The following is a 25,275-nucleotide window of genomic DNA, read 5'->3' on the forward strand; positions in this document are numbered from 1 at the left end:
CACGGCCATGCTGTTTGAAATTGAAAAAGACTTTCAGTTCGAGGCGGCGCATTATTTCGGTCATGCCGATGCGAATGATCTGTTTAAAAAAATTCACGGCCATAGTTTCTCAGGCCGGGTAACCTTACGCGGTCACGCGCAAGCGGAAAAAGGCTGGGTCCGGGATCTGTGGAAGATCGAACAGGTCATCAAGGACGTCGTTGAGCCGCTGGATCATAGTTTGCTCAATGAAGTCGAAGGGTTGGAACAGCCTTCACTTGAACAAATTGCGATGTGGATTTTTGAACGGCTTGCGCCGCGTCTTGACGGTCTGCACTGTGTCGAAGTCGGCCGCCCGTCATGTGGCGAACGGGCCAGAGTCTGGGCCGAATGAGGGTCTGGGCCGAATGAAGACGGTTCTGATTACCGGCGGTGCAGCGCGTATCGGCGCGTTTATCGCGCGCGCTTTAGCAGCAGATGGCTGGAAAGTTTGTGTGCACTACCGCACCTCGTCGGGCCCTGCGGACGCCTTGGCGGCAGAAATCGGCGGCGTGGCGATCAAAGCAAATTTAAGAGTGCCGGGGGATTTGGCTGGCCTTATCGAATCCGCGCGGCAAGCGCTCGGCAGTCCGATTCACGCGCTCATCAATAATGCCTCGACATTTGATCCCGATACGGTCGAAGATTTCACCAACGGCACTTTTGACCATCACATGGACGTCAATTTGCGCGCGCCACTCACTTTGTCACGGGATTTTGCCGCGCAAGCACCGGGACAGGGCTGTATCATAAATATCGTCGATCAGCGCGTGCTGCGTCCGGATCCCAGCTTCTTTACGTATAGTATAGCTAAAGCGGGGCTCTACTGGGCGACCCAGACGATGGCGCAGGCGTTTGCCCCGGATGTGCGCGTGAATGCCGTCGGTCCCGGCCCAACGCTTCGTAATCATACGCAATCTGTTGATGAATTTGAGCGTGAAAAACGCCTGACGCTGCTCGGCAATGGCTCGCCCCCCGATCAGATTGTCAACGCTGTCCGCTATTTCCTGGGCGCGACCTCTGTCACGGGACAGATGATCGCTGTCGATGGCGGCCAACATCTAACGTTCGACGATACGACCACCGAATGGGGACCTGACCATGAATAGCCGTCCGATCCTCCGACGCTTTGGCCGCAAGCCAAACGCCTCAACCCGCATTTTTGTGCGTGGCCTACTTATTCAAGCCAGCATCGGCGTACATCCGCATGAGCATGAACAAACCCAACCCGTTATCATCGACATAGAGCTTGATATGGGTGGCATGGTTTTGCCCAAGGATGACCGCCTACACGAAACGTTGGATTATGGTTTAGTGGCGGAAAAGGCGGAAGAGCTAGCACTCGAAGCGCATGTGCAGCTGGTCGAAACGCTGGCGGAACGGATTGCGGATTGGGCGCTCTCAGCGGACGCGCGGGTTCAACGTGTCGCTGTCTCTATCGCGAAACCTCAAGCCCTGCTGAAAGCAGAAATGGCCGGGGTGGAAGTGGTCAAGTCGCGGTGACGACGTCGCTTTCGCTCAACGTCTATGGCACGCCATTGCAGCCGTGTTCGACGGATCCGGTGACGGGATATTTTCGCGACGGCTGTTGTGAAACGGGGCCGTCTGATCGTGGACGGCATATTGTTTGCGTCGTGATGACGGACGATTTTCTTCGCTACTCTAAGGCGCAAGGAAACGATCTCTCCACGCCGCGCCCTGAGTTTCGCTTTCCCGGATTGAAGGCCGGGGATCGCTGGTGTCTCTGTCTTGAGCGGTGGCGCGAAGCCCATGCGGCGGGACACGCCCCTAAAGTCGTTCTGGAAGCCACTCACCAGATTACGCTTGAGCGTTTGCCACTTTCTACACTGAGAGCGTTTGCAGTGGATGCGCGCGACACCTAGCTAGGGTGTGTGAACCCGCACGAATCGATATCTCCCGCGAAAGATCCGACCCTCAACCGACGCGGTAAGGGTGAATACGGCCCGGACCGGATCAAACATTACGTTAAACGCTTGCCGAATAAGCCGGGCGTTTACCGCATGACGGACGAACACGGTACAGTGCTTTATGTCGGTAAAGCCAAAGATCTGAAAAAACGGGTTTCGGCCTACACGAAATATGATCGCCACCCGACGCGTTTGCGCCGGATGATCCGGGCGACGACGAATATGGAATTTGTCGTGACGGAGAGTGAAGTCGAAGCACTGTTACTCGAAGCGCAACTGATCAAAAAACTCAAGCCGCGCTACAACATCCTCCTACGCGACGACAAAAGCTTTCCTTATATCCTCGTGCGGAAAACCCATCCGGCGGCGCAGGTCGTCAAACATCGGGGCGCGCGCAAAATCAAAGGGGATTATTACGGCCCGTTCGCGAGTGCTGGCGCGGTCAACCGCACGCTCGACACGCTGCAACGGGCGTTCATGCTGCGGAATTGCTCAGACAGTTATTATGAGGGACGGTCGCGCCCCTGTTTGCAACATCAAATCAAGCGTTGCTCCGCCCCGTGCACGGGGGTGATTGGGTTGGACGATTACGGCAAACTGGTGACGGATGCCGAGGATTTCCTCAAGGGGCGTTCCGATAATCTCCGTCAACGCTTGAAAGCTGATATGGACATCGCGTCAAAAGCGATGAATTTCGAGAAGGCGGCGGAACTTCGGGATCGTCTCCGTGCGCTGGCCAAAATCAACAATAGTAATCTCGGCAAAATCAACCCGCAGACCTTTAGCGATGGCGATGTCATCGCGGTGCATACGGCAGGCGGGCAGAGCTGTGTGCAAGTATTCTTTTTCCGTGCGGGGCAGAACTGGGGCAATAGCGCCCATTTCCCGCGTCACGACAAAGACCACGGCCCGGAAGATGTGCTCGATGCGTTTCTGGCGCAATTTTATGCGGATAAGCCCATTCCGAAGGAGATTTTCATCTCACACGATCTGCCGAGCTTGGATTTGATCGAACGGGCCTTATCGGAACGGGCGGACCGCAAGATACAAATTTCAGTGCCGCAGCGGGGCGAGAAGAAGAAACTTCTCGATACAGCGCAGCGCAATGCCCAAGAAGCGCTCGGTCGGCGTTTGGCAGAGACGCAAAACCAAACCAAACTTCTGGCGGAGGTCTGTGAACTGTTCGGGATGGACGCGCCGCCGAACCGGATCGAAGTTTTCGATAATAGCCATAATCAAGGCACTAACGCGATTGGCGCGTTCGTTGTGGCTGGACCGGAAGGTTTCCGTAAACGCGACTACCGCAGTTTTAACATCCAAGACGTGACCATCACCAATGATGATTTCGGCATGATGCGCGAAGTGCTGACCCGCCGTTTCTCACGATTGGTCAAAGACGACACGCTCGAATGGCCCGACCTTGTGTTGATTGATGGCGGCAAGGGACAGCTCTCGGCGGTCACGGGTGTGTTGACAGACATGGGCATCTTGGGCCGGATTACGCTGGTCGCAATTGCCAAGGGGCCAGACCGGAATGCCGGACGCGAAACCTTTTACATGAATGGGCGAGACCCGTTCACCTTGCCGCCCCGGAACCCGGCGATGTATTATTTACAGCGTTTACGGGATGAGGCGCACCGCTTTGCAATTGGCACGCACCGGGCGCGCCGAAAGAAAGATATGAAATCTAACCCGTTGGATGGTATCCTTGGTGTAGGACCCGGCAGAAAGCGCGCGCTTCTTGCGCATTTCGGCTCGGCTAAGGCTGTGAAGAATGCGGCATTAGACGAGCTATCCGGTGTAGAGGGTGTCAGCGGGAAACTGGCGCAGCAAATACATGACTACTTCCATGAATGATAAGTCCGGTATGAATAAAAAATCTGGCATGAATGATGAGGCTAGCCCTCGCGATCAAGGGAATGCACTGCCCCCGAGTGGTTTGGGCGGGGCGTTTGCTGACGGTCTAACTCTGGTCCGCTTTGCGGCAACGCCGGTCATCATGGCGTTGATCTTATGGCAATGGCCGGACCCGCAAGTCGCGATCTTGGCCAGTGTCTTATTTATTGTCGCCGCCGTGACCGATGTTTTCGACGATTGGTTTGGCGGGGCCTCGCGCAGCGTGATGCGACGCTACGGCTATCTCGATGATATTGCTGATACGGTTTTAATCGTCGGGGCGCTGCTTGCACTTACGCTCGTACTCTATCGCAACGGCCTGATGCATTGGGCCTTTTATATCCCTGTTTTCGGGCTGATTGGACGTGAAATTCTGGTCGGTTTACTCAAAGGGTTCGAGCTGTCGCGTTATGGTTGGCCGGATAACCCTATCTCAAATGCCAAAGTCGCCTTTGCTATGCTCGGCACGACGTTGCTTGTGGGATCCCCGTGGCTGACGCAGTTATTTGATCGGGTGCGGGCAGGCGACGATCGGGCTATGGAAGTTTATAGCGCCGGATCACCGTTGATTTGGATTGCCGGACAGGCTTGCCTATGGCTCGCTGCGGTGTTTTCTCTGATCTCGGCTTATAAAATTCTGACGTTTAAACGCGATAAGGGGACGACATGACTGACCTGAGCCTTTCTTCCCGTCATCCGCTTTATTGGGTCCCCAATGCGCTGACTGTGCTGCGGATGCTTGTGATCCCAGTTTTTATAATTGGAATTCTATCGCTTGAATTTGGCTGGGGCAGTCCTTTTGGGCAAATGATGGTGCTTGGTCCGGTCTTTGCGCTGGCCGCGTTGACCGACTGGCTTGATGGGTTTTTAGCGCGACGCTGGCGTGTTGTGAGCGGATTTGGACGGATGATCGACCCGATCGCGGATAAGCTGCTCGTTGCAGGCTGTTTGATCGCCTTTATGATTGCGTCCAAAGGGCAATGGGTGTTCCTCATCCCCGGCCTCGCGATTATTTTCCGGGATATTTTAGTCAGTGGCGCGCGCGAACATGCGGCGCTGACAGGTCGGGTTATGTCCCCGACCAAACTCGCGAAATGGAAAACCGCCTTCGAAATGCTCGGCATTGCCGTACTGATCGTCTGGATGTTGGCGCGCGCCTATCTACCCATCGACTCGATTATCCCTGATATTGTCAACGTGTCACGGACTGCGGGTTTGGCCCTGATCTGGCTGGCGGCGATATTGTCAGTCTATACGGGCGCGCTCTATTTGCGCGATGCGGTCCGGGATTAGCGGCCCACCCATGAAGCTGTAAGGTGTTTAAACTGACTGTTTCCAAAACCTAATCCCATCATGGACATCAAGCCTACAGCTGTCGCGATTATTCCGTATCATGACCTAGAGGCGATACGGCACGGTGTCGTCTCGTTTCCTGCCATTCAGTTTTATCGAACCATCGAAATTGACGCCGCGCACGTGTCACTACTCACGAAACGCATGTTAGCCAGCGCCTGAATGCACGGCCGAGTATAAACGGCTGCAACAATCACATTACAAATCAACCCCAATCAGAATAGGGAAATCGCATGAGAATTCTTCTGACGAATGATGATGGTGTCCGGGCGACGGGGTTGCAAGTTCTGCGGCGAATTGCGGCTGAACTATCCGATGATGTCTGGGTCTGCGCGCCGGAAACGGAACAGTCAGCCGCGTCACGCGGGGTCAGCCTGCATAATCCCGTCCGGCTGCGTCATCTCGAAGATCGTGTTTATTCTGTCACGGGCACGCCGACGGATTCCGTCATTGTGGCGATGCGCGACCTCTTGATGGATCACCCACCGGACCTGATTTTATCGGGCGTTAATCGGGGGCAAAATTTAGCTGAAGATGTGACGTTCTCGGGGACAGTCGCGGGGGCATTGCAAGGCATGCAGATGGGCATTCCGTCGATTGCGATGAGCCTGGCGCGCGGCTTCCAAGGCGCGACCTCGCTGCCCTGGGAGACAGCCGAAGCCCATGGCGCCAAAGTGGTTCGGGATTTGTTAGACAAGGGGTGGCCGACGGATGTCGTATTGAATGTAAATTTCCCGGATACGGAACCGGGTGACGTGCGCGGGGTACAGTTCACGCGCCAAGGCAAGCGTGACTTTGCCATGAGCCATATCGACAAACGCGATCACCCTCGCGGCGGCGATTATTACTGGCTGACCTATGGCGCGAAGAAATCGAATCCCGATCAAGGCACGGACTTACGGGCGATTTATGATGGCTTTATTTCCGTGACCCCGCTGCACACGGACCTGACACATGCCGACACGCTGGCGAAGCTTAGTCAAACGTGAGCTTCGATCCGCGTCTTGTTGATATGGTGATGCGGCTGCGGTCGCGCGGTATTAGTGATGCGTCGACATTGCGGGCGATGGAGTTGGTGCCGCGTAAGCGCTTTATTGCGGCTGAATTATCAGAACGCGCCTATGAGGAAATCGCCCTGCCGATTGCCTGTGGGCAGCAGGTCAGCGCGCCAATGACGACGGCCCTGCTGGTGCAAATGCTGGCTCTAACGGATCGCTCAAAAGTGCTGGAAATCGGCAGTGGGTCCGGCTGGATGTCTGGGGTGATGGCACAGCGCGCGCGGCGTGTTTACGCGGTTGAACGCTATGTCGGGCTAGTCGAAGCGGCGGAAGACAGATTACGAGAATTCGGCATTCACAATGTTGAAATACGGCATGGGGATGGTCGCTATGGCTGGGCGGGCCAAGCGCCGTTTGACCGAATTGTGCTGGGTTGCGCGGTTCGCGCTGTGCCGCAAAAAGTGCTGGATCAACTGGGGCCAAATGGTCGCTTAGTGGCGGTTGTGGACGGGACGCTGACGTTAATAGAACGGGCGCGAAAGCACCTCACAGAGAAAGAATTTGTGCCGCTTGCCCTACCGATGATCGAAGCCGGTAAGTCCAAAACGCTCTGATTTTGAGGGCGCTACCTATTCGATTTCCAGTCGATGCTCCCGTGTCATCAAATCGACCACGGCGTCATTGACGCTAATCTGTCCGGCCAATATGTCGGCTAAAGCCATGCTGATTGGCATGTCGACATCATGTTCCAGCGCCATCATTTTAAGGGCCGGAGCAGTCGCGACGCCTTCGGTCACGGCGAGGCGGCCTTGCATGATCGTCTCAAGGCTTTCACCCCGTCCAAGAGCCAGACCGCAGCTCATATTGCGGCTCATTTCAGAGCTACACGTCAAGACTAAGTCGCCAAGACCGCACAGACCCGTCAGTGTTTCAGGGCGCGCCCCGAGCGCTTTGCCAAGGCGAGTCATTTCCGCGAAACCACGCGTCATGATGGCGGCGTGCGCGGACCGACCCAAGCCTTTGCCAAGAACAATACCGCAAACAATCGCGAGGACATTTTTGACGGCGCCGCCAATCTCCGCGCCGATTACATCGTCAGTCAGGTAAGGACGAAAAGTGGGGGCCGCGCAAGCGGTCACGAGGTCTGCGCCAATCGTCGCGTCTTTACAGGCGAGCGTGACAGCGGTCGGTAAGCCGCGCGCCACGTCGGCGGCAAAAGACGGTCCCGACAGGACGGCCGGAACTGCGTTCGGGAGAACGTCCCGCAAGACATCGGCCATGAAAGCACGGCTGCTAATTTCGATGCCTTTGGAGCACAGTAAGACGGGCGTGCCAGCGGCAATATGAGGGACGAAGGCTTGCAATGTGCCGCGCGTGTGTTGGGCCGGGGCGACGGACAAAATAGCATCCGATCCGGCGAGGTCTGCGGGATTGGACGTGGCGCGCAATGATGGGTCGAGCGGGACGCCGTCGAGATAGCGCGTGTTCATATGATGATCATTGATCGCGGCGGTGCAGTCGGGCTCAAAGCTCCAAATCGTGACATCGCGGCCAGCGCTGGACAGGCTTTGGGCGAGCGCCGTGCCCCATGCGCCAGCACCGATAACGCCGATGGTTTGATAGCTCATGATTTGGGTCCCTTTCGACCTGATCCTGACGCAGGGGCCGTGCGCGCGGCTTCGCGGTCTAGTGGCCAGCGCGGACGGGCAGGCGCGTTTAATGAATCAACGCGTCCCGCCTGTAGCCGTTCCAGTCCCGCTTGAGCAATCATAGCGGCATTGTCGCCGCAAAATTTTAAGGGTGGAAAAATCGGTGTGAAGCCGTGCGCCTTCGCGGTGTCGATTAAGTGCGCGCGTAAGGTTTGATTGGCGGCAACGCCGCCCGCAACCACGAAACGGTGAGGCCCGTCATAGTTTTCTGTGAACAGGCGCATGGCGCGAGCCGTTCGGTCTGTGAGGCAATCGGCGACGGCGGCTTGGAACGACGCGGCGAGGTCGGCTTTCGCCCTGTCGGTTTTGTCGGAGTTTTCATAGGCGCGGGCTACAGCGGTTTTTAGACCAGCAAAGGAAAAGTCGCAATTCTCGCGGTCGAGCAACGGACGCGGCAATCGCACGGCCCGATCATCGCCGTCCTTGGCCCAGCGTTCGACATTGGGACCGCCCGGAAAACCAAGGCCCATCACTTTCGCTGTCTTGTCAAAGGCTTCCCCCGCGGCATCATCAATGGTGGAGCCTAGCCGTTCATAGTCACCGAGCCCGTGAACCGCGAGCAATTGAGAGTGACCGCCGGATACGAGTAAAAGCAAGTAAGGGAAGGGGCACACGTCGGTCAGGCGCGGCGACAGGGCGTGGCCTTCTAAATGATTGACCGCGATTAACGGGATGTCGAGGCTGGCTGACAGGCCTTTAGCCGCCATTAATCCGGTAATGACTCCGCCGATGAGACCCGGGCCGGCCGTGGCCGCGATTGCGGATAGTTCCGCGTAGTCAACGCCGGCTTCGCTCACGGCTTGATCTATAATTGTATCAATCTTGCTCATGTGAGCGCGCGCCGCAATTTCCGGGACGACGCCGCCAAACGGGCGATGGGCCTCATCCTGTGAGGCAACGATGTTGGACAATAAGCCGCGCTCGGAACAGAGCACAGCCGCCGCGGTTTCATCGCAGCTGCTTTCAACGCCCAAGACGAGCCCATGCTTAATAGCTAGAGTGGGCGCATTGATCATTTGCGTCGGAGTGTCTGTAGCGGGTATGGGCACAGCGCTCACCTAGGGAAGGCCTGCATCAGTTGCAACAGACCCGACATATTGGCACGCGTGGCAGCCCTTTGGCGCTCTATCAAGCGAACTGGGCTAAAGACCTGCTCGAAGCCCGTGACCCTGAGACGGATTGGCAAATTAAAGTCCTGAAAACGACGGGCGATCAGATCAAAGGTGAGCTTAAAGATTTTGGCGGCAAAGGCTTGTTCACGCGGGAACTCGAAGATGCCTTGCTGGATGGCCGAATCGATCTTGCGGTTCATTCGATGAAAGATGTTCCAACTGTCGGGCATGAACGCCTCATCATCCCCGCTTTGTTGCCGCGCGAAGATCCGCGCGATGCCTTTATTTCGCTCAATCACGCGTCGATTGATGAGCTGCCGCAGGGGGCCCTTGTTGGATCGGCGAGTTTACGTCGGCGAGCGCAACTGGCGGCGCTCCGTCCGGATATCCGCTTTTGCCTGTTGCGCGGAAATGTCCAGACGCGACTGCGAAAGTTGGAAGAAGGCCTATGCGACGCGACATTCCTCGCGGTGGCCGGTCTTAACCGTCTGGGCCAAAGCGCGCGGATCACGCAGGCCGTGCCGACAGAGCTGATGCTGCCCGCACCGGCTCAGGGTGTGGTTGGTATCGAAACGCGGCGCGACGAAACGGACCTTCTGGAGACCCTTAAAACCCTCAATAATTCTAATTCTGAGATTGCGATAACGGCGGAACGCGCTTTTCTTCGGGCGTTGGATGGGTCTTGTAAAACACCGATTGCGGCACTCGCGGACAGAGCCGGAACAATGCTGGGCTTTCGCGGTGAAGTGCTGGCGAAGGACGGGCGCCTGCGGTTTAGTTGTGCCGAGGGGCGCGATGTGACGACTGTCGGGGAGGCCTATGATTTCGGTTATAGTTTGGGCGACGAGCTGAGGACCGAAATTGACGGACGCATTACCTTTGACGACTAAAATTTGGGTCACCCGAACCGAGCCTGCCGCGACGCTGAGCGCCGAGGCCTGGACCAAAGCGGGTTTTTATCCAATTGTCGCGCCTTTGCTTTCCGTCGAAAAACTGGATTCAAAATCGATTATTCCCGACGATGCGACGCTGATTTTTACGTCCGCCAACGGCGTTCGCCACTGCGGCTTGATAGGCGATGATCGACAAGTTTATTGTGTCGGTGATGCGACCGCTCTTATGGCCAAAGCGCTGGGGTTTACATCGGTTACATCCGCCGATGGCGATTGGAAAAAACTCACGAACATCATCGCCAAAACATCGGATCCGATCGTCCATATTTCAGGGTCGATTGTGAGAGGACAGATTGTAGACACACTCCGCGCCCAAGGTTTTGATGCCCGACGGGAAATTGTTTACCAGACGCGGGCTGTGACATCATGGCCGATGGATGTGAACCAGATTGATGCTGTTGCGTTATATTCACCAATGGCGGCAGACATATTGATGGCTTTACCGCCGCGCTATCTCGGTCATCTGACAGCCTATTGCCTTTCTGAAAATATTGCGGCGCCATTGAGTGGTATGACTATTCGGATTGCGCACGCTCCAAATGAACGGGCGTTGATCGCTTGCAGCGAGACGCCAGAGCCTTAGAATGCGCTTATGACCGACTCTGACGAAATTCTGGTTTTGCCGTCTGATGAAACTGAGGGTGATGACGACTATGTCGATGTGGCGTATGAGGATGTTGGCGATGATGGGGCCGGCGAAGACGCACCCAAACGGCGCTTACTCTGGCCGCTGTTGATTGGGGTGGGCGTGCTAATTGGATTTGCAATTGCCTTTGCTGCAAGCTGGTACACGCGCCCAGCGCCCTTTGACGCCAGCGCCTTAGAGGCCCGGATCGCAGATTTACAGACAGAGGTGACTGCGCTGCAAAATCGTCCGGAGCCAGTCATGCCAAAGGTGAATTTGGCGCCGCTGACACAGCGTATCGTGGCTTTGGAAGCGCGTCCTCGGGTTGATCCACTGAGCGAGGAAATTGTCGCGCGGATGGAAGCCTTACAAGCGGATGGGTTTCAAGTGCCAGTGATGCCGGACCTCCCGGACTTTGACGCGGTTGAAGCCCGATTAAATGGTCTAGAGGATCAAGTTCAGGCGCAAGCTTTGACGATCGCGGCCTTACCGGTTGGTGGGACTGTCGTCGTCGCGCCAGAAACAGAACCGTTCATCGACGCGGACACATTGCCGCGTTTTCCGGCGCAAATCCTCAGAGAGGGCGCGTCGGAGTTAGTCGGTAGCGGCTTTATACGGCGGACATTCTCTCGCCATGTTCGTGTGCGCGGATCAAATGCCCCGGATGTCCTTATTAGCGGCATTGAAGACGATCTCGCGAATGGTAAGCCGCGCGCGGCGTTGGCGAAGTTTGACCGTTTACCCCCCCAAATTCGCTCGCTTGCGCGGGCTTGGCGCGCCAATATGGAGGACGCCCTGCTATGACAAAATATATCATTACCTTCTTGCTGTTCGTCGCAATTTTAGCCGGCGCGCTACTGTATATCGGCGACGATGCGATGCTGACGCTCAGCAGTTCCGGCGCAAAATGGCCGATCGCTTTTCCTGATTTGGAAATGAGTTGGCAGGCAGTGATTTTCCTCGGCACGCTGCTGATGATTGGCACGATTACACTATGGTCTTTGCTGCTCTGGATTTGGCGTCTGCCGCGACGGCTGAAATCTGGCGTCGGGATGCGTAAACGCAACCGCGCGATTGATGCGATGGAAGAGGCCCTGATCGCGGGGGCTGAAGGCGATATGGACCGGGCCCGCAAAGCCTCTGCTCGCGTGCGCGATTTGGCTGGGTCAACAGACCTTGGCCATATTATCAGCGCAACCGCCGCAGAAGCTTGTGGTGATCAAGAACAAGCCATCATTCATTACTCGGCCATGCTGGACAGCCCAAAGACGCGCCCAACCGCGCAACGCGGGTTGGCTCAGGCGAAATTAGCTAAGGGTGATCTGCCGGGTGCCGTTGAAGCCGCCCGCGAAGCGTTTGATCAAAATGTGCAAGCCCGGTGGGCGTTTGATACCTTGTTTAAGGCGCTTGTGGCGGATTACCGCTGGACCGAAGCGCGCGACGTTTTGGAAAAAGGTCGCGCCGCGAAACATATTTCCGGTGTCGTGTTTAACCGTCGTCGGGCTGTCTTGCTCACGGCTGAAGCTGACTATTGGATGGATCATGGACAGCACGACAAGTCACTGGAACTGTCTCAAGCCGCGCTGAAGGATGCGTCCGATTTTGCCCCGGCGGTTGCGATCGCCGCCTATGAGTTGGCGCGAACAGGCGGGCAGAAGAAGGCGGCCAGCCTGCTTGAGAAAGCGTGGAAGACGGCGCCGCATCCCGCGATTTCGCTCGCCTATTTTGATCTCTACCCAGGGGAAAGTGACGCCACCCGCTCAAAGCGGTTAGAGCGTTTTATTGCGTCTGACCCTGAGGACCGCGAAGCCAGACTCTTGATGATTTCGCATGATTTGCGGTCCGGGCGTCCGGTTGACGCTCTGTCGCTTCTGGCTCAAATTCTAGATGAGGAAGAGCCAACGGCGCGTTTGTGTTTACTGGCGGCTGAAGCGGAACGTGCCTTGGGCAATCCAACAGACGCGGGCATGTGGACTGAACGCGCGGCGACGGCGCCGCATGAACGCGATTGGTCAGATCTTGATCCTGAAGGGCCGGGCTTTGCCTATGAGTCGCAAGATTGGCGGCGATTGGTCTTTTCTTTCGGTGACACCGGCGAGCTTGTACACCCACGGGCAGAGCGCCAAGATGCGATCCGTCGTCCGACTCCAGAGGCGAAATTAGAACCCTTGCGTCTCGCCGCGCCTGAAGATGAAGCGGCGCCAGACGGTGACTTAGCGCGTCGGTTCGATGATCTTATGGACGCTCAGCCGGGCGATAAAGACGCCGAATAATCGGGCTAGAGCGTTAGGATTGGAGCCGTAACGCGCAGGTGTTTCAAAGACCTGCATCGACTTTAAGGTGGTTTAGGCCTGCATTCGCTGACTGTTATACGGGCCTTTTCTAGCCAGTCTCTGTCAGACGTTTAGCCTAGCAAGTCCCACAAGAACGATCCGATTAACCAGCTCTGGATCCACCAAATTGCGATCAAGGCGAAGACGTAGGACAAGTCGATCTGCTGCATTTGCGGCATGATCTTGGCTTGGAGGTCACGGAATGGCCTTAGGATCGGGGCATTAAAAGCGCGAAGCGAATTATAAATCTGTGACGCCATCCCGCCTCCCGGGTTCAATATCCCGAACATAAAGAGGTAGGACATGACGATCTCAATGATCAGCAAGAAGCTGATCGCGCTGAGAACCATGGAGACGATTTGAAGGATAGATTGGGCAAAGCTCATAGGCTTGCCCTAACTATCCCGCGCATAATCGACAAGACCCTTAACGCTGTAACTTTAGCCCCGCTGACTGACGCGGTAGATCGTTGGGACATTGGCTTCGATACATTCGATGATTGCTCCGGCGATGTCTTTTTTGGTCGCCTCCTCAATCCCTTGTAGGCCGGGTGAAGAGTTCACCTCGAGGATCTTCGGGCCAGTTGCGGAGCGTAAAATATCAACGCCGGAGACATCCAGACGTAGGATTTTGGCGGCGCGAATGGCGGCGCGGCGTTCTTCTTTAGTGAGCTTCACCGTTTTGACGCTGCCGCCTTGGTGGACATTGGAACGGAAATCACCGGGCGCCGCTGTCCGCATCATGGACCCGACGACTTTGCCATTGACGACAAAAGCGCGAATGTCGCTACCGGCCGCTTCTTTGACAAACTCTTGGACCAGAAAGTGTGCGTTCAACCCGCGAAATGCGTCGATCAGGGCTGAGGCTGATTTCCGCGTTTCAGCCAAAACAACGCCGCGTCCCTGTGTGGATTCGAGTAATTTGACGACGGCAGGGCTGCCCCCGATGAGATCAAGAATATCATTCGTGTCACGTGCGCTTTTCGCGAAAGCTGTGGTCGGCATGCCGAGTCCATGTCGCGCCAAAAGCTGGTGCGCCAACAGTTTATCGCGGGACTTCCCGATACTGTCCGCCGTGTTGAGAACATAGACGCCCATGGCTTCGAATTGGCGAACCACAGACATGCCGTAAAACGTAATTGAGGCGCCAATCCGGGGAATGATCGCATCGTAACTGACGAGGGGTTTTCCCTTGTAATGCACTTCAGGCTTATGACCGTTGATCGCCATGTAGCAACGGGACGTATAGATGGTTTCAATGGTGTGGCCGCGGGCTTCAGCCGCTTCGATCATCCGCTTATTGGAATAATTGTTTGGACTTTGGGTGAGGATGCCAATTCGCAAAGGACGGTCTTGAACCGCGGATTTGCGCCGTTTTTTATAGACGGAATAAGACAGTGTCGTCTGGATGAAGCTTTCTGTTGGCCGGACGCTCATATCATCGGCAATCGCGGAGCGCCCCAATAACATGCGGTAACCCATCGTCTCACGATTGGTCAGGCTGATTTCAATGGGCATGACTTTATCGCCAACTTTCGCCGTCGATTCGATGACGTAGCGAAGTTCTTTCTGGCCATTTGAGGATGTAATCATCCGTTTGTCTTTGACCGGTGCGGAACAGACGACCTCGATAGAATGGTCATCTGGGTTTGGATGCATAATAAAGCGCACTTGCGGTTTTGCCTCAGACCCAAACGGTTCGACTCGAATAGCATGCAATGCGGAGGTTTTTGCTCCCGTATCGACCTTGGCCTTAATTGCGGGCAAGCCTAAATCAGGTAAAGCGATCCATTCTTCCCAACCGAGTGGGAATTTTGGGGCGGAAAATGTGTCGGAAGTCATGCGGGGTCTCTCTGGTGCGTCATAGCGTAGCTTGTCGAGCGGCCCTTTAGGCAGTAGTCTGGGCATCGAATAGTAAAACAATAATAATGCGGAATGGTCTTTTTCATGGATAGTAACGACTCAAGCGGCGCAAACGATCCCATCGAACGCGAAAGCATGGAATATGATGTGGTTATCGTGGGGGCAGGCCCGGCGGGCCTCGCAGCGGCGATCCGCTTAAAGCAACTTAATCCAGAGACGTCCGTCGTGCTACTCGAAAAAGGCTCAGAAGTCGGCGCGCATATCTTGTCTGGGGCTGTGCTCGACGCAGTCGGATTAGAAAAGATTTTCCCAAATTTTCGCGAGGACCCATCTTGTCCGGTAAAGCAGGAAGTGACGTCAGATCACCTGACCGTCTTGGGGAAAGCGGGTTCGATCCGCGTCCCGAATTTCGTCATGCCGCCGCTGATGAGCAATCACGGGAAATATATCGTTTCCATGGGGGCGGTGGCGCGTTGGATGGGCGATCAAGCTGAAGCGCTGGGCGTTGAGATTTTCCCCGGCATGTCATGTTCCAAGTTGATCTACCGTGAAGACGGGAGCCTCAAGGGCGTTGTCGCTGGTGAGTTTGGCTATGAAAAAGACGGCTCAAAGGGGCCGAACTATGAGCCGGGAATGGAACTGCACGGAAAATATGTATTTCTAGCCGAAGGCGCGCGCGGATCACTCTCTCAAATCGCGATGGCGACTTACAATCTGCGTGATGGCGTTGATCCCCAAAAATTTGGTCTTGGGATGAAAGAAATCTGGGACGTGAAGCCTGAAAACCATGAGCTTGGCAAAGTCTATCACTCGGCGGGTTGGCCCTTGGGCATGAAACGTGGCGGCGGGTCATTCCTCTATCACGCTGAAAACAATCAGGTTTACCTCGGCATGATTGTCGACTTGAACTATGAAAACCCGCATGTTTATCCCTATATGGAATTCCAGCGCTGGAAACATCACCCCGATATTGCGGCTGTGCTCGAAGGCGGTAAGCGCGTGTCTTATGGCGCACGCGTCGTGACGAAGGGCGGATACCAGTCTATGCCGCAAGCGGCCTTCCCCGGCGGTGCGCTGCTCGGATGTTCGGTGGGGCTTGTGAACCTTCCGCGGATCAAAGGCAATCATAACGCGATGCTATCGGGCGTCGCAGCTGCCGAGGCCGCAGACGCGGCGCTTAAATCCGGACGGTCAGGCGACACCCTGTCGGATTATGATCGCGAGATTCATGAGGGCGAGATTGGCGCAGACTTGAAACCCGTCCGCAATGTTGCGGCGCTCAATGGCCGGTTTGGCCCCTTCCTGGGCGGCATGGTTCTGGGCGGCATGGACATGTGGATGCAAACGCTGTTCAAATTCAGTCCCTTCGGCACGCTGTCACATCGCAAGAATGATGCAAAATCGACGGGGAAAGCGAAAGACCACAAACGAATTGATTATCCTAAACCTGATGGCGTTTTATCATTCGACCGTCTGACCAATGTTAGCTTCACCAACACGTATCACGGTGAAAACCAACCGAGTCACCTCAAACTGATTGATGCGAGCATCCCGATCGCCGTCAATCTACCCGAGTTTGATGAACCGGCGCAGCGGTACTGCCCCGCCGGTGTGTATGAAGTTGTGGTCGAAGAGGGGGGCGAGCCCAAATTCGTCATCAATTCGCAAAACTGCATTCACTGTAAAACGTGTGACCTCAAAGATCCGTCAGAGAATATCGTCTGGACTGTGCCCGAAGGCGGTGGCGGCCCAAATTACGCGGGCATGTAATCACTCAGTCGTTACTGTCTGACCGAAACGTAAAGTCACGCGCCCTGTTGGGCCGTGACTGATCCTGCTAGGGCCACTTTATGAATTTTCGCGCTCTTTTCCTCACTGCGGCACTCCTCATTGTTCCGTTTGGCCAATCTATGGCCGCAGACACGGCGGTTGATGATCAACGAGCGCGTATGCTGGGCGACTATTTGTCTGGCAGCTACGCGCGCTATCTCGGCGACCCAAGAGCGCAGTCAAAATTTTTCCAAGACGCGTTTACACTCGCCCCCGAAGACAAACGGCTTGGTCGTTTAGCGCTATATTCGGCCCTGTTTTCGGATGACCGAAAGCTTGCGAAGGATACGGCCGAGCGACTTTATGATCAGGATAAAACAGAAAGCATGGCCCGCGCCGTCCTCGCTGTTGATGCCTTTTCCAAGGGCCGGACGGCGCGTGTCCGCAAATATGCGACGGACCCGACGGCTGACTTCACAATGGGCCTGGTTTTGAAGATTTTGCTTGGATGGACGCGAGTTGATGAAGGAAAATATGAAGCAGCGCGAAAAACCTTCGTCTCAATGGGCGAAAGCGAATATTTCAAAGTATTAGGCGAGCTTCAAATCGCTAAATTGGAAGGCCGGCGGGGGAATGTCGAGGCGGCGAACGCAATGTTTGACCGTGTTGAGGCCAGCGGAATTCCGGCATTGGAATATAATCTTGCCCGGGTTCGGTTCGAAGCCTCGAATAAGATGACAGATGCTGCGATTGCCCGACTAGAGGCGATGATTGAAGAGAATGCCGCCGCTGAAATCGGTCCTGCGGGCGCGTATTTGGATCGCTTGAAAGCGGGAAAACGGCTGCCCAAACTCTCGGAACGCGCCGAGGCGGCTCGGGCTTTGACGGATCCGTCATTTGCGTTTTTTGTCCGCAATCAATCGGTTGATGGCGCGGAAACGTTCTTGCGTTTCGCCCGCTGGGTTGAACCGGATTTTGATCGGGCTGCGATCTGGCTCTCAGGATTGTTGGAAGAAACCCATCCAGAGATGGACCCGGTCACGCGGAGTGAAATCATCGCGCTTTATGACTCGGTGAACGACGGCAGCCCTTATTACGTCAATGCGCGCATGGGACTGGCCAATCAGTTGTTTGATGAAGAACAAGACGACACGGCGATTGCAATTCTCGAAGGACTTTCAGACACTCACCCATCTTATTTCACACGCGAAGCGCTTGGACGGGCGCGTTTTTTCCGGGAAAACTGGGACGAGGCATTGCCGTTCTATACGGAATTAGTCGAGAGCCTGTCCGAAGCTGAACTGACCGCTAACCCGGAGCCGTTGCGCCTCCGCGGTATTATTTATGAGCGGCTTGAACGCTGGGATGAAGCGGAAGCCGATTTCCTACGTGTTTTGGATTATAAACCGGATGATACCGATACGCTTAACTATCTCGGTTACACGTGGGTGGACCGGGGAGAGAACTTGACACGGGGCTTCGAAATGATCGAAAAAGCCGTTGCTTTAGAGCCAAATTCCGGGGCCATTGTCGATAGTTTGGGCTGGGCGCATTATAAATTAGGACGGTATGACGAGGCCAAAAAACATCTTGAAAATGCTGTCGTCCTGACGCCCTATTCTGCCACGATTATCGATCATCTCGGGGACGCCTATTGGCGCGTTGGTCGGAAACGCGAAGCGACCTACCAATGGAAAAGAGCACTGGAATTTGATCCGACTGAGGATGAAATCGTGGCCATTCAAGCCAAGCTTGAGGCCGGACCTGACGCTGTTCCTGCGTCTTGAAGACCGCTGAGCATGCTCTGTCGCGCCAAGGTTAATCTTACGCTGCACGTCGGAGCCCCCATCGTCTCTGGACGTTGGTCTGGTTATCATCCGGTCGAAAGCCTTGTCGTCTTCGCCAACTTTGGAGACGATATTGTTTTTGCGCCTGACAGCGAAAGTTCGCTCACGATTTGCGGACCTTTCGGGGCGGGCCTAACAGCGGGACCGGATAATTTGATCACGAAAGCGCTGAGAGCGTGTGACGCGCCACCGCAGTCTGTACGTTTGACAAAACGGCTTCCGGTGTCGTCCGGCCTAGGTGGAGGGTCGACAAATGCAGCAGCGGTTTTGCGGGTGTTTGATCCGGGGCAACGGGTCGATGATGTGTCTTTAGGCGCCGATATTCCGGTCTGTCGGCTGTCGAAAACGTCGTTGATGGAAGGCATAGGGGAGGTCGTCAGTGCGGTGCCACACTTGGGGTCAATGTCGGCGGTTTTGGTAAACCCCGGTGTTCCGGTCAACACTGGCGATATATTCAGGGCCTATGACAGCACACATCCGCCTGTGGTGCCTCATAAAACGGCACGACAGGGTAGTCTGTTAGAACGCGCCCTATCCGGGACAAATGATCTTGAAGCCCCAGCGATCGCTGCCGCCCCCGTCATTGGGGCTGTCCTGACAATTCTCCGCGCTCAGCCTGAGTGTAACTTAGCGCGAATGAGCGGGTCTGGCGGAACGTGTTTTGGCCTGTTTTCCAGTGACGATGCGGCCACACGCGCCGCCGACGTCCTGTCCCAGCGGGGATGGTGGGCCGTTGCAACACGCTTAGGCGAACCGTCATGATGGCGCTCAATAGCCTCATAGCGCTACAGATTGCAGGCGTTGCCTTTTGTGTCTCACTGGCCGTTACGGCGTTGGCCAAATTGAGCGGGTTGGGCGATATTCCCGATCACCGCTCCAGCCATGCCAGAGTCACGCCCACAGGCGGTGGGCTTGGGATTATAGCGGGGATTGGAGCCGCGATTTTGCTGGCAGGATTATTTTATCAGGACCGTTTATTGTCCCACCCAGGCAGTGCGCAGAAGCTCGCAACCTTGTTGTCGTTGAGCTTTGCGGTCGCCTTTCTGGGCTTGCTGGATGACCGATATGTCGTGTCATCAAAACTAAAATTTGGATTGATCCTTGTGATTTCGATCTTCGGCGCGCTTGCAATTGGACCAATCACCCGGCTGCCCTTTGGCGCGGATCATCTTTATCTGGTCTGGTGGATTGGACTGGGGGGCTCTGCTTTATGGCTCTTTACGGTCTCCAATGCCGTCAATTTTATGGACGGGATTAATGGCTTATTCGGGCTCTCTATGGCTATTGCCAGCGCGGCACTTTGTGCCTTGGCTTTGAAAGTCGGTGCGCCGGTGACAGCGCTCATCACCCTGTCATTAGCGGCCAGTTTACTGGGCTTTCTCCCGTATAATTTGCGGTCTAAGGCGTCCGTGTTTTCAGGCGATTGCGGCTCGCTCGGAGCGGCCTTTCTCTACGCCGGGGCTGTTTTGTTTCTCGTCAATGAACAGCCCGAATTGAAGTTGCTCTATGCCGGTCCGCTTCTGATTTTACCGATTTTGACGGATGTTCTTTTGACCCTTGTGCGCAAGCCTCTCAAAGGGATCGCCGTGCTTGCGCCACATAACACGCATATTTATCAACGCTGGGCACGTCATCGCGGCAGTCATGTCAGGATATCATTGATTTATGGAATCTTGGCCGCGCTGATGGCGACTGCGGTCCATGAAGCGTATGTCCGAGGCGGGCTCGGATCGTTGTTAGGGCTTGGCTTGATTGTTGGTGTCTTCGTCTGTCTTTATCTTGTGCGTTCGGCCAGCCTGCCGGATTAGCGAGGCGATTAGGACGCGCGTGACACAACGTAGGCGGCGAGGTTTTGCAGACAATCCCGTAGAGGTGACGCTTCAAACACATCCATCGCTTCAATTGCTTCGACGGAAAAACGTCGGGCCATTTGGATCGTTTCTTCCAGTGCTTCCGTGCGTTTTAGAATCGAAATTGCGCGTTGCAGGTCCAAATCATCTTGTTCGCGATCAACAATGACTTTGCGCCAGAAAGCGGTTTCCGCATCAGTGGCTTTCCCAAGAGCGCGAATGACGGGCAGGGTCATTTTGCCTTCACGGAAATCATCGCCGAGGGATTTTCCCAACGCGCTTTGCTGTCCGTCATAATCCAGTGCGTCATCAATTAGTTGAAAGGCGAGGCCGAGTTTCATGCCATAATCGCGGAGTGCGGCTCGTTTTTCCGCATCTTGGTCTGCGATTACGGGAGACACTTCGGTGGCTGCGGCGAACAGGGCGGCCGTTTTTGCCTCAATCACGCTCATATATTCGGCTTCGGTCATGGCGATATTGCGTAGGCTTGCGAGCTGCCTCACTTCGCCTTCCGCAATCACAGACGCCGCATTAGACAGAATGCCAAGTGCTTCCATTGATCCGGTTTCAACCATCAAATTGAACGCGCGCGCAAACAGGAAGTCACCAACCAAGATTGAGGCGCTATTGCCCCAAATCAGGTTTGCGGGTTTCTTTCCGCGCCTCAAATTCGATTCGTCGACCACATCGTCGTGGAGAAGCGTCGCGGAATGAATAAATTCCACAGCCGCGGCTAATTTATGATGAGCTGTGCCGCCGTGAGCGGTCGTGTAACCGCAAAGCTGCGCCGTCGCGACAGTCAAAAGGGGGCGGAGCCGTTTGCCACCCGCGCCAACTAAATGCTGCGCAAGATCGGGAATCATGCCGACAGGCGAATGCATCCGCTTAACGATCAGCGCGTCTACCGCCGCCATATCGTCTTCGCAGAGAGCCCAGAGATTTTGGGCTGGGGAAAGCGCGTTGTCGCGTTGAATCTGTGCCGGAGCGATCAAAACAGGGTCCTTTGTTCTTGAGCATAGTTACGAGGGGGACCGCTCTCGCACAAGTGACAATGGCGTATCGCAGGGCAGGCTTGCATTATTGTCGCGGTAAGCCGACATAATTTTCATGATCTCACTTATTATTACGACCAACCCCGCCACATTATCCTTTGCCGAGGCCGTACTTCGCGACGCACAGATCGAATGTTTCGTCATGGACCAGAATATGAGCGTATTGGAACCCGGAATTATGATCCCGAAACGGCTCATGGTGCTTGATGACGATGTCGCGGATGCCCGAGACGTGTTGACCGATGCGGGGATTGGGAATGAGTTGGAACGCTAAGCTGCAAACCGACCTCAAAACAGGGCATTCGGGTTGAACTTCGCGCGCGAACAGCTAAAGCCCCGCCCATGACGAAGACAGTCGCTAAACCAGCCTCCTTTCAGGATTTCATCCTCGCCCTGCAAATCTATTGGTCGCAGCAAGGCTGCGCGATCTTGCAGCCGTTTGATACGGAAGTCGGGGCGGGAACGCTGCACCCAGCAACGGTCCTGCGCTCGCTCGGGCCAAAGCCGTGGAATGTGGCTTATGTACAGCCGTCGCGCCGCCCAGCCGATGGGCGTTACGGCGAAAACCCAAACCGCTTGCAGCATTACTATCAGTTTCAAGTCATCATGAAGCCGAACCCGGTCAATTTGCAGGAGCTTTATCTCGGCAGTCTTGATGCGATCGGGATCGACCGCACCATGCATGACATCCGCTTTGTTGAGGATGATTGGGAAAATCCGACGGTTGGCGCATGGGGATTGGGCTGGGAAGTCTGGTGCGACGGGATGGAAGTCAGCCAATATACCTATTTCCAACAGGTCGGCGGTCTCGATGTTGACCTTGTCTCTGGCGAGCTAACCTACGGGCTAGAGCGCTTGGCCATGTATGTGTTCGGCGTTGATAATGTCTACGACCTGCCATTCAATGCGCCCGGCACGCCGCACAGCCTGACTTACGGCGATGTGTTCCACCAAAATGAAGTGGAACAAAGCACCTATAATTTCGAATATGCCAATACGGATAATGTTTTGAAGCGGTTCGAATTTGCCGAAGAAGAATGCAAAGCGCTGCTCGCGCTCGACACACCGTTGCCGTTGCCCGCCTATGAACATGCGCTCAAGGCCTCGCATAATTTCAATATTCTCGACGCGCGCGGCGTTGTGTCCCCGACTCAACGACAAGAATATATCAAGCGGGTGAGGGATTTGGCCAAAGGTTGCGCGCAAAGTTGGGTCGAGGGCGAAAAAGCCCGCGCTGAAGGAGCGTCAGCATGAGTCTGAGAGCTTTATTTCCCGTCGCGACCATGGCGGCGCTTGTCGCTCTATCCGCATGCAATCGCCCTTCGGGAGATTTGACAGGGACGTTCGAGACCTTGTTGCTCGCCACGATTGAAAACCCGGGATGCGTGTTTCGGTCCGCTGAGACGCCTGAGGATGATGAGGCCGTCATCTTTGCAACTTACGCCGGAAACCTCGATTATATTGCTGTCACCCGTTTCAAGGGCGAAACGATTAAGTTGGTCCCGAAAGAGGTGCCAGACATGTCGACCGATACGTTCGATGTGACCTATGAAGTGATTGATTATCTGCGCTGGCAAGTGCGGGCCGTGGTCGACAATGGAATTGGCGAATTGCGCCTGATCCAAAACGGGGAACCCACGGATATTGTCTCACCGATGATCGGGAGCTGCGAGACATAATGTTTGAACTTCTCTTAGAAATTTTCTCCGAAGAAATTCCGGCGCGGATGCAAGTTCGGGCAGGCCAAGACCTCGTCAAGGCGATGGACGCTGGACTCAAAGCGGCGGGCTTGTCGCCCAAGGACAGCCATGCGCTGACCGGGCCGCGGCGGTTGACTTACGTGACACAGGTTGAGCTTCGCTCGCCGGATGTGTCGGAAGAACGCAAAGGCCCGCGCGTCGGCTCACCGGAGCGCGCGCTCGAAGGCTTTATGCGCGGCGCAGGGATCACGGATATCTCCCAAGCCGAAACCCGCAGCGATAAAAAAGGCGAATACTATGTCGCCGTTCTCCAAAGCGAAGGCCGCGATACGTCGGATATACTCACGGCGTTGATTCCTGAAGTCATGACCGGATTCTCTTGGCCGAAATCAATGAAGTCCGGCGATAGTGATTTCCGTTGGGTGCGTCCCCTGCGCGGTTTGACCGTATTATTGGATGGGCAGAGCCTGGACGGCATCACCGTCGGTGGCATCACGTCTGACGCAATGGTTCATGGTCACCGCCAAATGGGGCCGGGACCGTTCCCGGTTACGACCCTCGCAGACTACCGCGCAGCATTAGAAACCGACGGTCACGTCATGATCTACCGTTCTGCGCGGCGCGCACGCGTGCTGGAACAGGCCAAAGCTGCCTGCGCCGAGGCCGGATTGGAACTGGTCGAAGATGAAGGCCTGCTCGACGAAGTTACGGGATTGGTCGAATGGCCCGTCGCGCTGCTCGGCGATATGGACCCAACGTTTTTGGAATTGCCAGATGAAGTCATTCGCCTGACGCTGAAAAGCCACCAAAAAACATTCACTGTGCGCGACGCTGACGGTAATCTTGCGCCGAATTTCGTCATCATGGCGAACTTGGAAACGCCGGATAACGGCGCGACGATCAAGGCCGGGAATGCCAAAGTCATTTCTGCGCGCCTGTCCGATGCGCGTTTTTTCCAACAGCAAGATCGTCAGAAAAACCTGATCGATTATTATGATCAGCTGGACGAGGTTGTGTTCCACAAAAAGCTTGGTTCTGTGCGGGATAAAGCGGACCGCGTCGCGGCGCTGGCCCGCGAAATCGCGCCACATGTCGGCGCTGATCCAGACTTGGCAGAACAGGCCGCGAAACTCGCGAAGTGCGATCTCGTGACCCAAACGGTGATCGAGGCGACGTCTCTCCAAGGCCAAGTCGGGCGGTGGATGTATGAGGCCGAAGGCGGCAACCCCGACATCGCCGTCGCCATTGAAGATCACTATAAACCCCAGGGACCAAGCGACGCCGTGCCGACAAACCCTGTCGCGATCGCTGTGGCGCTGGCCGACAAGATAGATACTCTAGTGGGTTTCTGGGCGATTGGTGAAAAACCGACGGGAAGCAAAGACCCATTTGCGCTGCGGCGGGCGGCGTTGGGCGTAGTGAGGCTTATTTTAAGTAGAAATTTAGCATCTAATTTGAATTTCTTCGCGATGTTATCATTTTACCATCTTAATGCTCAATTCCCTGACGATGATAGGATGGCTAGTTTTGTCCATAAACTTGGTGGGGTAGGTGACTTATGGAAAATAGTAGGTCACGCGAAAGCGGACAATTCGTTTGATGCTTTTTCGGCGCTAGGAGATGGTTTTTCAAAAACAATCGTAGATACTCTCCTGTCTTTCCTTCTCGACCGTCTCCGCGTTTACCTCCGTGACCAAGGCCAACGTCATGACGTCATTGACGCGGTGATCGCGCAGGGCGGAGACGATCTGCTCGCGATTTCTCAGCGTGTTGAAGCGCTCGGCGCCTTCTTATCCAATGCTGATGGTGAAAACCTTGTCCAAGGTTACAAACGTGCGGCGAATATTCTGCGAGCGGAGCGCAAAAAGGGTAAGCTCGACTTAGCGTCCTTTGACACGCTCTCTGGCTTCACAGCTGATCCGGCTGCGGCGCTGGCCAAAGCCCTCGCTAACACACGCCCGTCCATTGATGCGGCGCTCAATTCCGGTGATTATCCGGCGGCTTTGTCGTCGCTCGCCGATCTCCGCGAACCCATTGATGCGTTCTTCGAAGATGTTGTCGTTAATTCCGACGATCCGGATGAGCGCGCACGGCGCTTGGCGTTATTGTCGGCTGTGGTCGAGACGTTCCACCAGATCGCGGACTTCTCGCGTCTTGATGGGTAATTTACCGGGATGACAACAATGGCGGTCTGACAACGTTGTCAGACTTGAAGTAGGGTGGGTCATGCCTATTGGCAGGGTCTAATTACTCGGTGTCGAAACCGGGG

General features: G+C 55.4%; 26 protein-coding genes. 21 read left to right on the plus strand and 5 right to left on the minus strand.

Annotated elements, in window-relative coordinates; translation table 11 throughout:
- Positions 1-7: 7 nt before the first annotated feature.
- From IE105_RS00795 to IE105_RS00835, 9 genes are all read left to right on the plus strand, one after another.
- Positions 8-373 (plus strand): 6-pyruvoyl trahydropterin synthase family protein, encoded by a 366-nt coding sequence (locus tag IE105_RS00795; RefSeq protein WP_189494362.1) that lies wholly within the window; start codon positions 8-10, stop codon positions 371-373.
- Between the two features lie 13 nt (positions 374-386).
- Positions 387-1,127 carry an SDR family oxidoreductase gene (locus IE105_RS00800; protein ID WP_189494364.1) on the plus strand — a complete coding sequence of 247 codons (741 nt, stop codon included), beginning with the start codon at positions 387-389 and terminating at the stop codon, positions 1,125-1,127.
- Positions 1,120-1,521 carry a dihydroneopterin aldolase gene (gene folB, locus IE105_RS00805; protein ID WP_189494366.1) on the plus strand — a complete coding sequence of 134 codons (402 nt, stop codon included), beginning with the start codon at positions 1,120-1,122 and terminating at the stop codon, positions 1,519-1,521. The genes IE105_RS00800 and folB overlap by 8 nt, the downstream gene beginning before the upstream one ends.
- The gene (locus IE105_RS00810; RefSeq protein WP_189494368.1) at positions 1,518-1,901 is read left to right on the plus strand and encodes a DUF2237 family protein; all 384 of its coding nucleotides are present in this window, start codon (positions 1,518-1,520) and stop codon (positions 1,899-1,901) included. The genes folB and IE105_RS00810 overlap by 4 nt, the downstream gene beginning before the upstream one ends.
- A 9-nt stretch (positions 1,902-1,910) precedes the next feature.
- Positions 1,911-3,803, plus strand: a complete 1,893-nt coding sequence (uvrC, locus tag IE105_RS00815) for an excinuclease ABC subunit UvrC (protein WP_189494370.1) — start codon at positions 1,911-1,913, stop codon at positions 3,801-3,803.
- The gene (locus IE105_RS00820) at positions 3,796-4,512 is read left to right on the plus strand and encodes a CDP-alcohol phosphatidyltransferase family protein (protein ID WP_189494372.1); all 717 of its coding nucleotides are present in this window, start codon (positions 3,796-3,798) and stop codon (positions 4,510-4,512) included. The genes uvrC and IE105_RS00820 overlap by 8 nt, the downstream gene beginning before the upstream one ends.
- Positions 4,509-5,135, plus strand: a complete 627-nt coding sequence (gene pgsA, locus IE105_RS00825) for a CDP-diacylglycerol--glycerol-3-phosphate 3-phosphatidyltransferase (protein ID WP_189494373.1) — start codon at positions 4,509-4,511, stop codon at positions 5,133-5,135. The genes IE105_RS00820 and pgsA overlap by 4 nt, the downstream gene beginning before the upstream one ends.
- 293 nt (positions 5,136-5,428) lie before the next feature.
- Positions 5,429-6,184, plus strand: coding sequence for a 5'/3'-nucleotidase SurE (gene surE / locus IE105_RS00830; protein ID WP_189494375.1), 756 nt, complete (start codon positions 5,429-5,431; stop codon positions 6,182-6,184).
- A complete protein-coding gene (locus IE105_RS00835) occupies positions 6,181-6,807 on the plus strand; it encodes a protein-L-isoaspartate(D-aspartate) O-methyltransferase (RefSeq protein WP_189494377.1) in 627 nt (208 codons plus the stop codon). Before surE ends, IE105_RS00835 begins: the two co-directional genes overlap by 4 nt.
- 15 nt (positions 6,808-6,822) lie before the next feature.
- On the opposite strand, the gene IE105_RS00840 is transcribed toward IE105_RS00835, so the two are convergent.
- Together IE105_RS00840 and tsaD are read right to left on the minus strand one after the other, a co-directional pair.
- The gene (locus tag IE105_RS00840; RefSeq protein ID WP_189494379.1) at positions 6,823-7,821 is read right to left on the minus strand and encodes an NAD(P)H-dependent glycerol-3-phosphate dehydrogenase; all 999 of its coding nucleotides are present in this window, start codon (positions 7,819-7,821) and stop codon (positions 6,823-6,825) included.
- Entirely contained in the window at positions 7,818-8,918 is a 1,101-nt protein-coding gene (gene tsaD / locus IE105_RS00845) for a tRNA (adenosine(37)-N6)-threonylcarbamoyltransferase complex transferase subunit TsaD (protein WP_189494965.1), read from the minus strand. The genes IE105_RS00840 and tsaD overlap by 4 nt, the downstream gene beginning before the upstream one ends.
- 62 nt (positions 8,919-8,980) lie before the next feature.
- Here tsaD and hemC point away from each other — a divergent pair, with 62 nt between their 5' ends.
- The 4 genes from hemC to IE105_RS00865 are packed head-to-tail and all read left to right on the plus strand — an operon-like array spanning position 8,981 to position 12,865.
- Positions 8,981-9,904 (plus strand): hydroxymethylbilane synthase, encoded by a 924-nt coding sequence (gene hemC, locus IE105_RS00850; RefSeq protein WP_189494381.1) that lies wholly within the window; start codon positions 8,981-8,983, stop codon positions 9,902-9,904.
- Entirely contained in the window at positions 9,894-10,550 is a 657-nt protein-coding gene (locus IE105_RS00855; protein ID WP_189494383.1) for a uroporphyrinogen-III synthase, read from the plus strand. Before hemC ends, IE105_RS00855 begins: the two co-directional genes overlap by 11 nt.
- Positions 10,551-10,559: 9 nt before the next feature.
- Complete coding sequence (locus tag IE105_RS00860; protein ID WP_189494384.1) at positions 10,560-11,396, plus strand: hypothetical protein; 837 nt, start codon at positions 10,560-10,562, stop codon at positions 11,394-11,396.
- A complete protein-coding gene (locus tag IE105_RS00865) occupies positions 11,393-12,865 on the plus strand; it encodes a heme biosynthesis protein HemY (protein ID WP_189494386.1) in 1,473 nt (490 codons plus the stop codon). Before IE105_RS00860 ends, IE105_RS00865 begins: the two co-directional genes overlap by 4 nt.
- A gap of 131 nt (positions 12,866-12,996) precedes the next feature.
- Here the strand turns inward: IE105_RS00865 and IE105_RS00870 are convergent, their stop codons facing one another.
- Positions 12,997-13,311: a YggT family protein gene (locus tag IE105_RS00870; protein ID WP_189494388.1), complete on the minus strand. Its 315-nt coding sequence runs from the start codon at positions 13,309-13,311 to the stop codon at positions 12,997-12,999.
- A 54-nt stretch (positions 13,312-13,365) separates the two neighbouring features.
- Positions 13,366-14,766, minus strand: a complete 1,401-nt coding sequence (rimK, locus tag IE105_RS00875; RefSeq protein ID WP_189494390.1) for a 30S ribosomal protein S6--L-glutamate ligase — start codon at positions 14,764-14,766, stop codon at positions 13,366-13,368.
- Positions 14,767-14,871: 105 nt separating this feature from the next.
- Here rimK and IE105_RS00880 point away from each other — a divergent pair, with 105 nt between their 5' ends.
- From IE105_RS00880 to IE105_RS00895, 4 genes are all read left to right on the plus strand, one after another.
- The gene (locus tag IE105_RS00880; protein WP_189494391.1) at positions 14,872-16,557 is read left to right on the plus strand and encodes an electron transfer flavoprotein-ubiquinone oxidoreductase; all 1,686 of its coding nucleotides are present in this window, start codon (positions 14,872-14,874) and stop codon (positions 16,555-16,557) included.
- Between the two features lie 80 nt (positions 16,558-16,637).
- The gene (locus IE105_RS00885; RefSeq protein ID WP_189494392.1) at positions 16,638-18,344 is read left to right on the plus strand and encodes a tetratricopeptide repeat protein; all 1,707 of its coding nucleotides are present in this window, start codon (positions 16,638-16,640) and stop codon (positions 18,342-18,344) included.
- A gap of 12 nt (positions 18,345-18,356) precedes the next feature.
- Positions 18,357-19,166 (plus strand): 4-(cytidine 5'-diphospho)-2-C-methyl-D-erythritol kinase, encoded by an 810-nt coding sequence (locus IE105_RS00890; RefSeq protein WP_189494394.1) that lies wholly within the window; start codon positions 18,357-18,359, stop codon positions 19,164-19,166.
- Complete coding sequence (locus IE105_RS00895; protein WP_189494396.1) at positions 19,163-20,212, plus strand: glycosyltransferase family 4 protein; 1,050 nt, start codon at positions 19,163-19,165, stop codon at positions 20,210-20,212. Before IE105_RS00890 ends, IE105_RS00895 begins: the two co-directional genes overlap by 4 nt.
- 8 nt (positions 20,213-20,220) lie before the next feature.
- Here the strand turns inward: IE105_RS00895 and IE105_RS00900 are convergent, their stop codons facing one another.
- Positions 20,221-21,246, minus strand: a complete 1,026-nt coding sequence (locus tag IE105_RS00900) for a polyprenyl synthetase family protein (protein WP_233353910.1) — start codon at positions 21,244-21,246, stop codon at positions 20,221-20,223.
- 115 nt (positions 21,247-21,361) lie between these two features.
- Between IE105_RS00900 and IE105_RS00905 the strand changes: the two genes are divergently transcribed.
- From IE105_RS00905 to glyS, 4 genes are all read left to right on the plus strand, one after another.
- Entirely contained in the window at positions 21,362-21,580 is a 219-nt protein-coding gene (locus tag IE105_RS00905; protein ID WP_189494398.1) for a putative signal transducing protein, read from the plus strand.
- Between the two features lie 68 nt (positions 21,581-21,648).
- Complete coding sequence (locus tag IE105_RS00910; RefSeq protein ID WP_189494400.1) at positions 21,649-22,560, plus strand: glycine--tRNA ligase subunit alpha; 912 nt, start codon at positions 21,649-21,651, stop codon at positions 22,558-22,560.
- Positions 22,557-22,985, plus strand: a complete 429-nt coding sequence (locus IE105_RS00915; RefSeq protein WP_189494402.1) for a hypothetical protein — start codon at positions 22,557-22,559, stop codon at positions 22,983-22,985. The genes IE105_RS00910 and IE105_RS00915 overlap by 4 nt, the downstream gene beginning before the upstream one ends.
- A complete protein-coding gene (glyS, locus tag IE105_RS00920; RefSeq protein ID WP_189494408.1) occupies positions 22,985-25,171 on the plus strand; it encodes a glycine--tRNA ligase subunit beta in 2,187 nt (728 codons plus the stop codon). Before IE105_RS00915 ends, glyS begins: the two co-directional genes overlap by 1 nt.
- Positions 25,172-25,275: the final 104 nt, after the last annotated feature.

This window comes from Algimonas arctica (assembly GCF_014652695.1).
GTDB classification, from domain to species: Bacteria; Pseudomonadota; Alphaproteobacteria; order Caulobacterales; family Maricaulaceae; genus Litorimonas; species Litorimonas arctica.

Excerpts from the sequence above, each read along its gene's own strand:
- IE105_RS00795 (WP_189494362.1), top strand. The coding sequence starts at position 8 with ATGCTGTTTGAAATTGAAAAAGACTTTCAGTTCGAGGCGGCGCATTAT.
- IE105_RS00800 (WP_189494364.1), top strand. The coding sequence starts at position 387 with ATGAAGACGGTTCTGATTACCGGCGGTGCAGCGCGTATCGGCGCGTTT.
- folB (WP_189494366.1), top strand. The coding sequence starts at position 1,120 with ATGAATAGCCGTCCGATCCTCCGACGCTTTGGCCGCAAGCCAAACGCC.
- IE105_RS00820 (WP_189494372.1), top strand. The coding sequence starts at position 3,796 with ATGAATGATAAGTCCGGTATGAATAAAAAATCTGGCATGAATGATGAG.
- pgsA (WP_189494373.1), top strand. The coding sequence starts at position 4,509 with ATGACTGACCTGAGCCTTTCTTCCCGTCATCCGCTTTATTGGGTCCCC.
- surE (WP_189494375.1), top strand. The coding sequence starts at position 5,429 with ATGAGAATTCTTCTGACGAATGATGATGGTGTCCGGGCGACGGGGTTG.
- IE105_RS00840 (WP_189494379.1), bottom strand. The coding sequence starts at position 7,821 with ATGAGCTATCAAACCATCGGCGTTATCGGTGCTGGCGCATGGGGCACG.
- tsaD (WP_189494965.1), bottom strand. The coding sequence starts at position 8,918 with ATGATCAATGCGCCCACTCTAGCTATTAAGCATGGGCTCGTCTTGGGC.
- IE105_RS00860 (WP_189494384.1), top strand. The coding sequence starts at position 10,560 with ATGACCGACTCTGACGAAATTCTGGTTTTGCCGTCTGATGAAACTGAG.
- IE105_RS00865 (WP_189494386.1), top strand. The coding sequence starts at position 11,393 with ATGACAAAATATATCATTACCTTCTTGCTGTTCGTCGCAATTTTAGCC.
- IE105_RS00870 (WP_189494388.1), bottom strand. The coding sequence starts at position 13,311 with ATGAGCTTTGCCCAATCTATCCTTCAAATCGTCTCCATGGTTCTCAGC.
- rimK (WP_189494390.1), bottom strand. The coding sequence starts at position 14,766 with ATGACTTCCGACACATTTTCCGCCCCAAAATTCCCACTCGGTTGGGAA.
- IE105_RS00880 (WP_189494391.1), top strand. The coding sequence starts at position 14,872 with ATGGATAGTAACGACTCAAGCGGCGCAAACGATCCCATCGAACGCGAA.
- IE105_RS00885 (WP_189494392.1), top strand. The coding sequence starts at position 16,638 with ATGAATTTTCGCGCTCTTTTCCTCACTGCGGCACTCCTCATTGTTCCG.
- IE105_RS00890 (WP_189494394.1), top strand. The coding sequence starts at position 18,357 with ATGCTCTGTCGCGCCAAGGTTAATCTTACGCTGCACGTCGGAGCCCCC.
- IE105_RS00895 (WP_189494396.1), top strand. The coding sequence starts at position 19,163 with ATGATGGCGCTCAATAGCCTCATAGCGCTACAGATTGCAGGCGTTGCC.
- IE105_RS00905 (WP_189494398.1), top strand. The coding sequence starts at position 21,362 with ATGATCTCACTTATTATTACGACCAACCCCGCCACATTATCCTTTGCC.
- IE105_RS00910 (WP_189494400.1), top strand. The coding sequence starts at position 21,649 with ATGACGAAGACAGTCGCTAAACCAGCCTCCTTTCAGGATTTCATCCTC.
- IE105_RS00915 (WP_189494402.1), top strand. The coding sequence starts at position 22,557 with ATGAGTCTGAGAGCTTTATTTCCCGTCGCGACCATGGCGGCGCTTGTC.
- glyS (WP_189494408.1), top strand. The coding sequence starts at position 22,985 with ATGTTTGAACTTCTCTTAGAAATTTTCTCCGAAGAAATTCCGGCGCGG.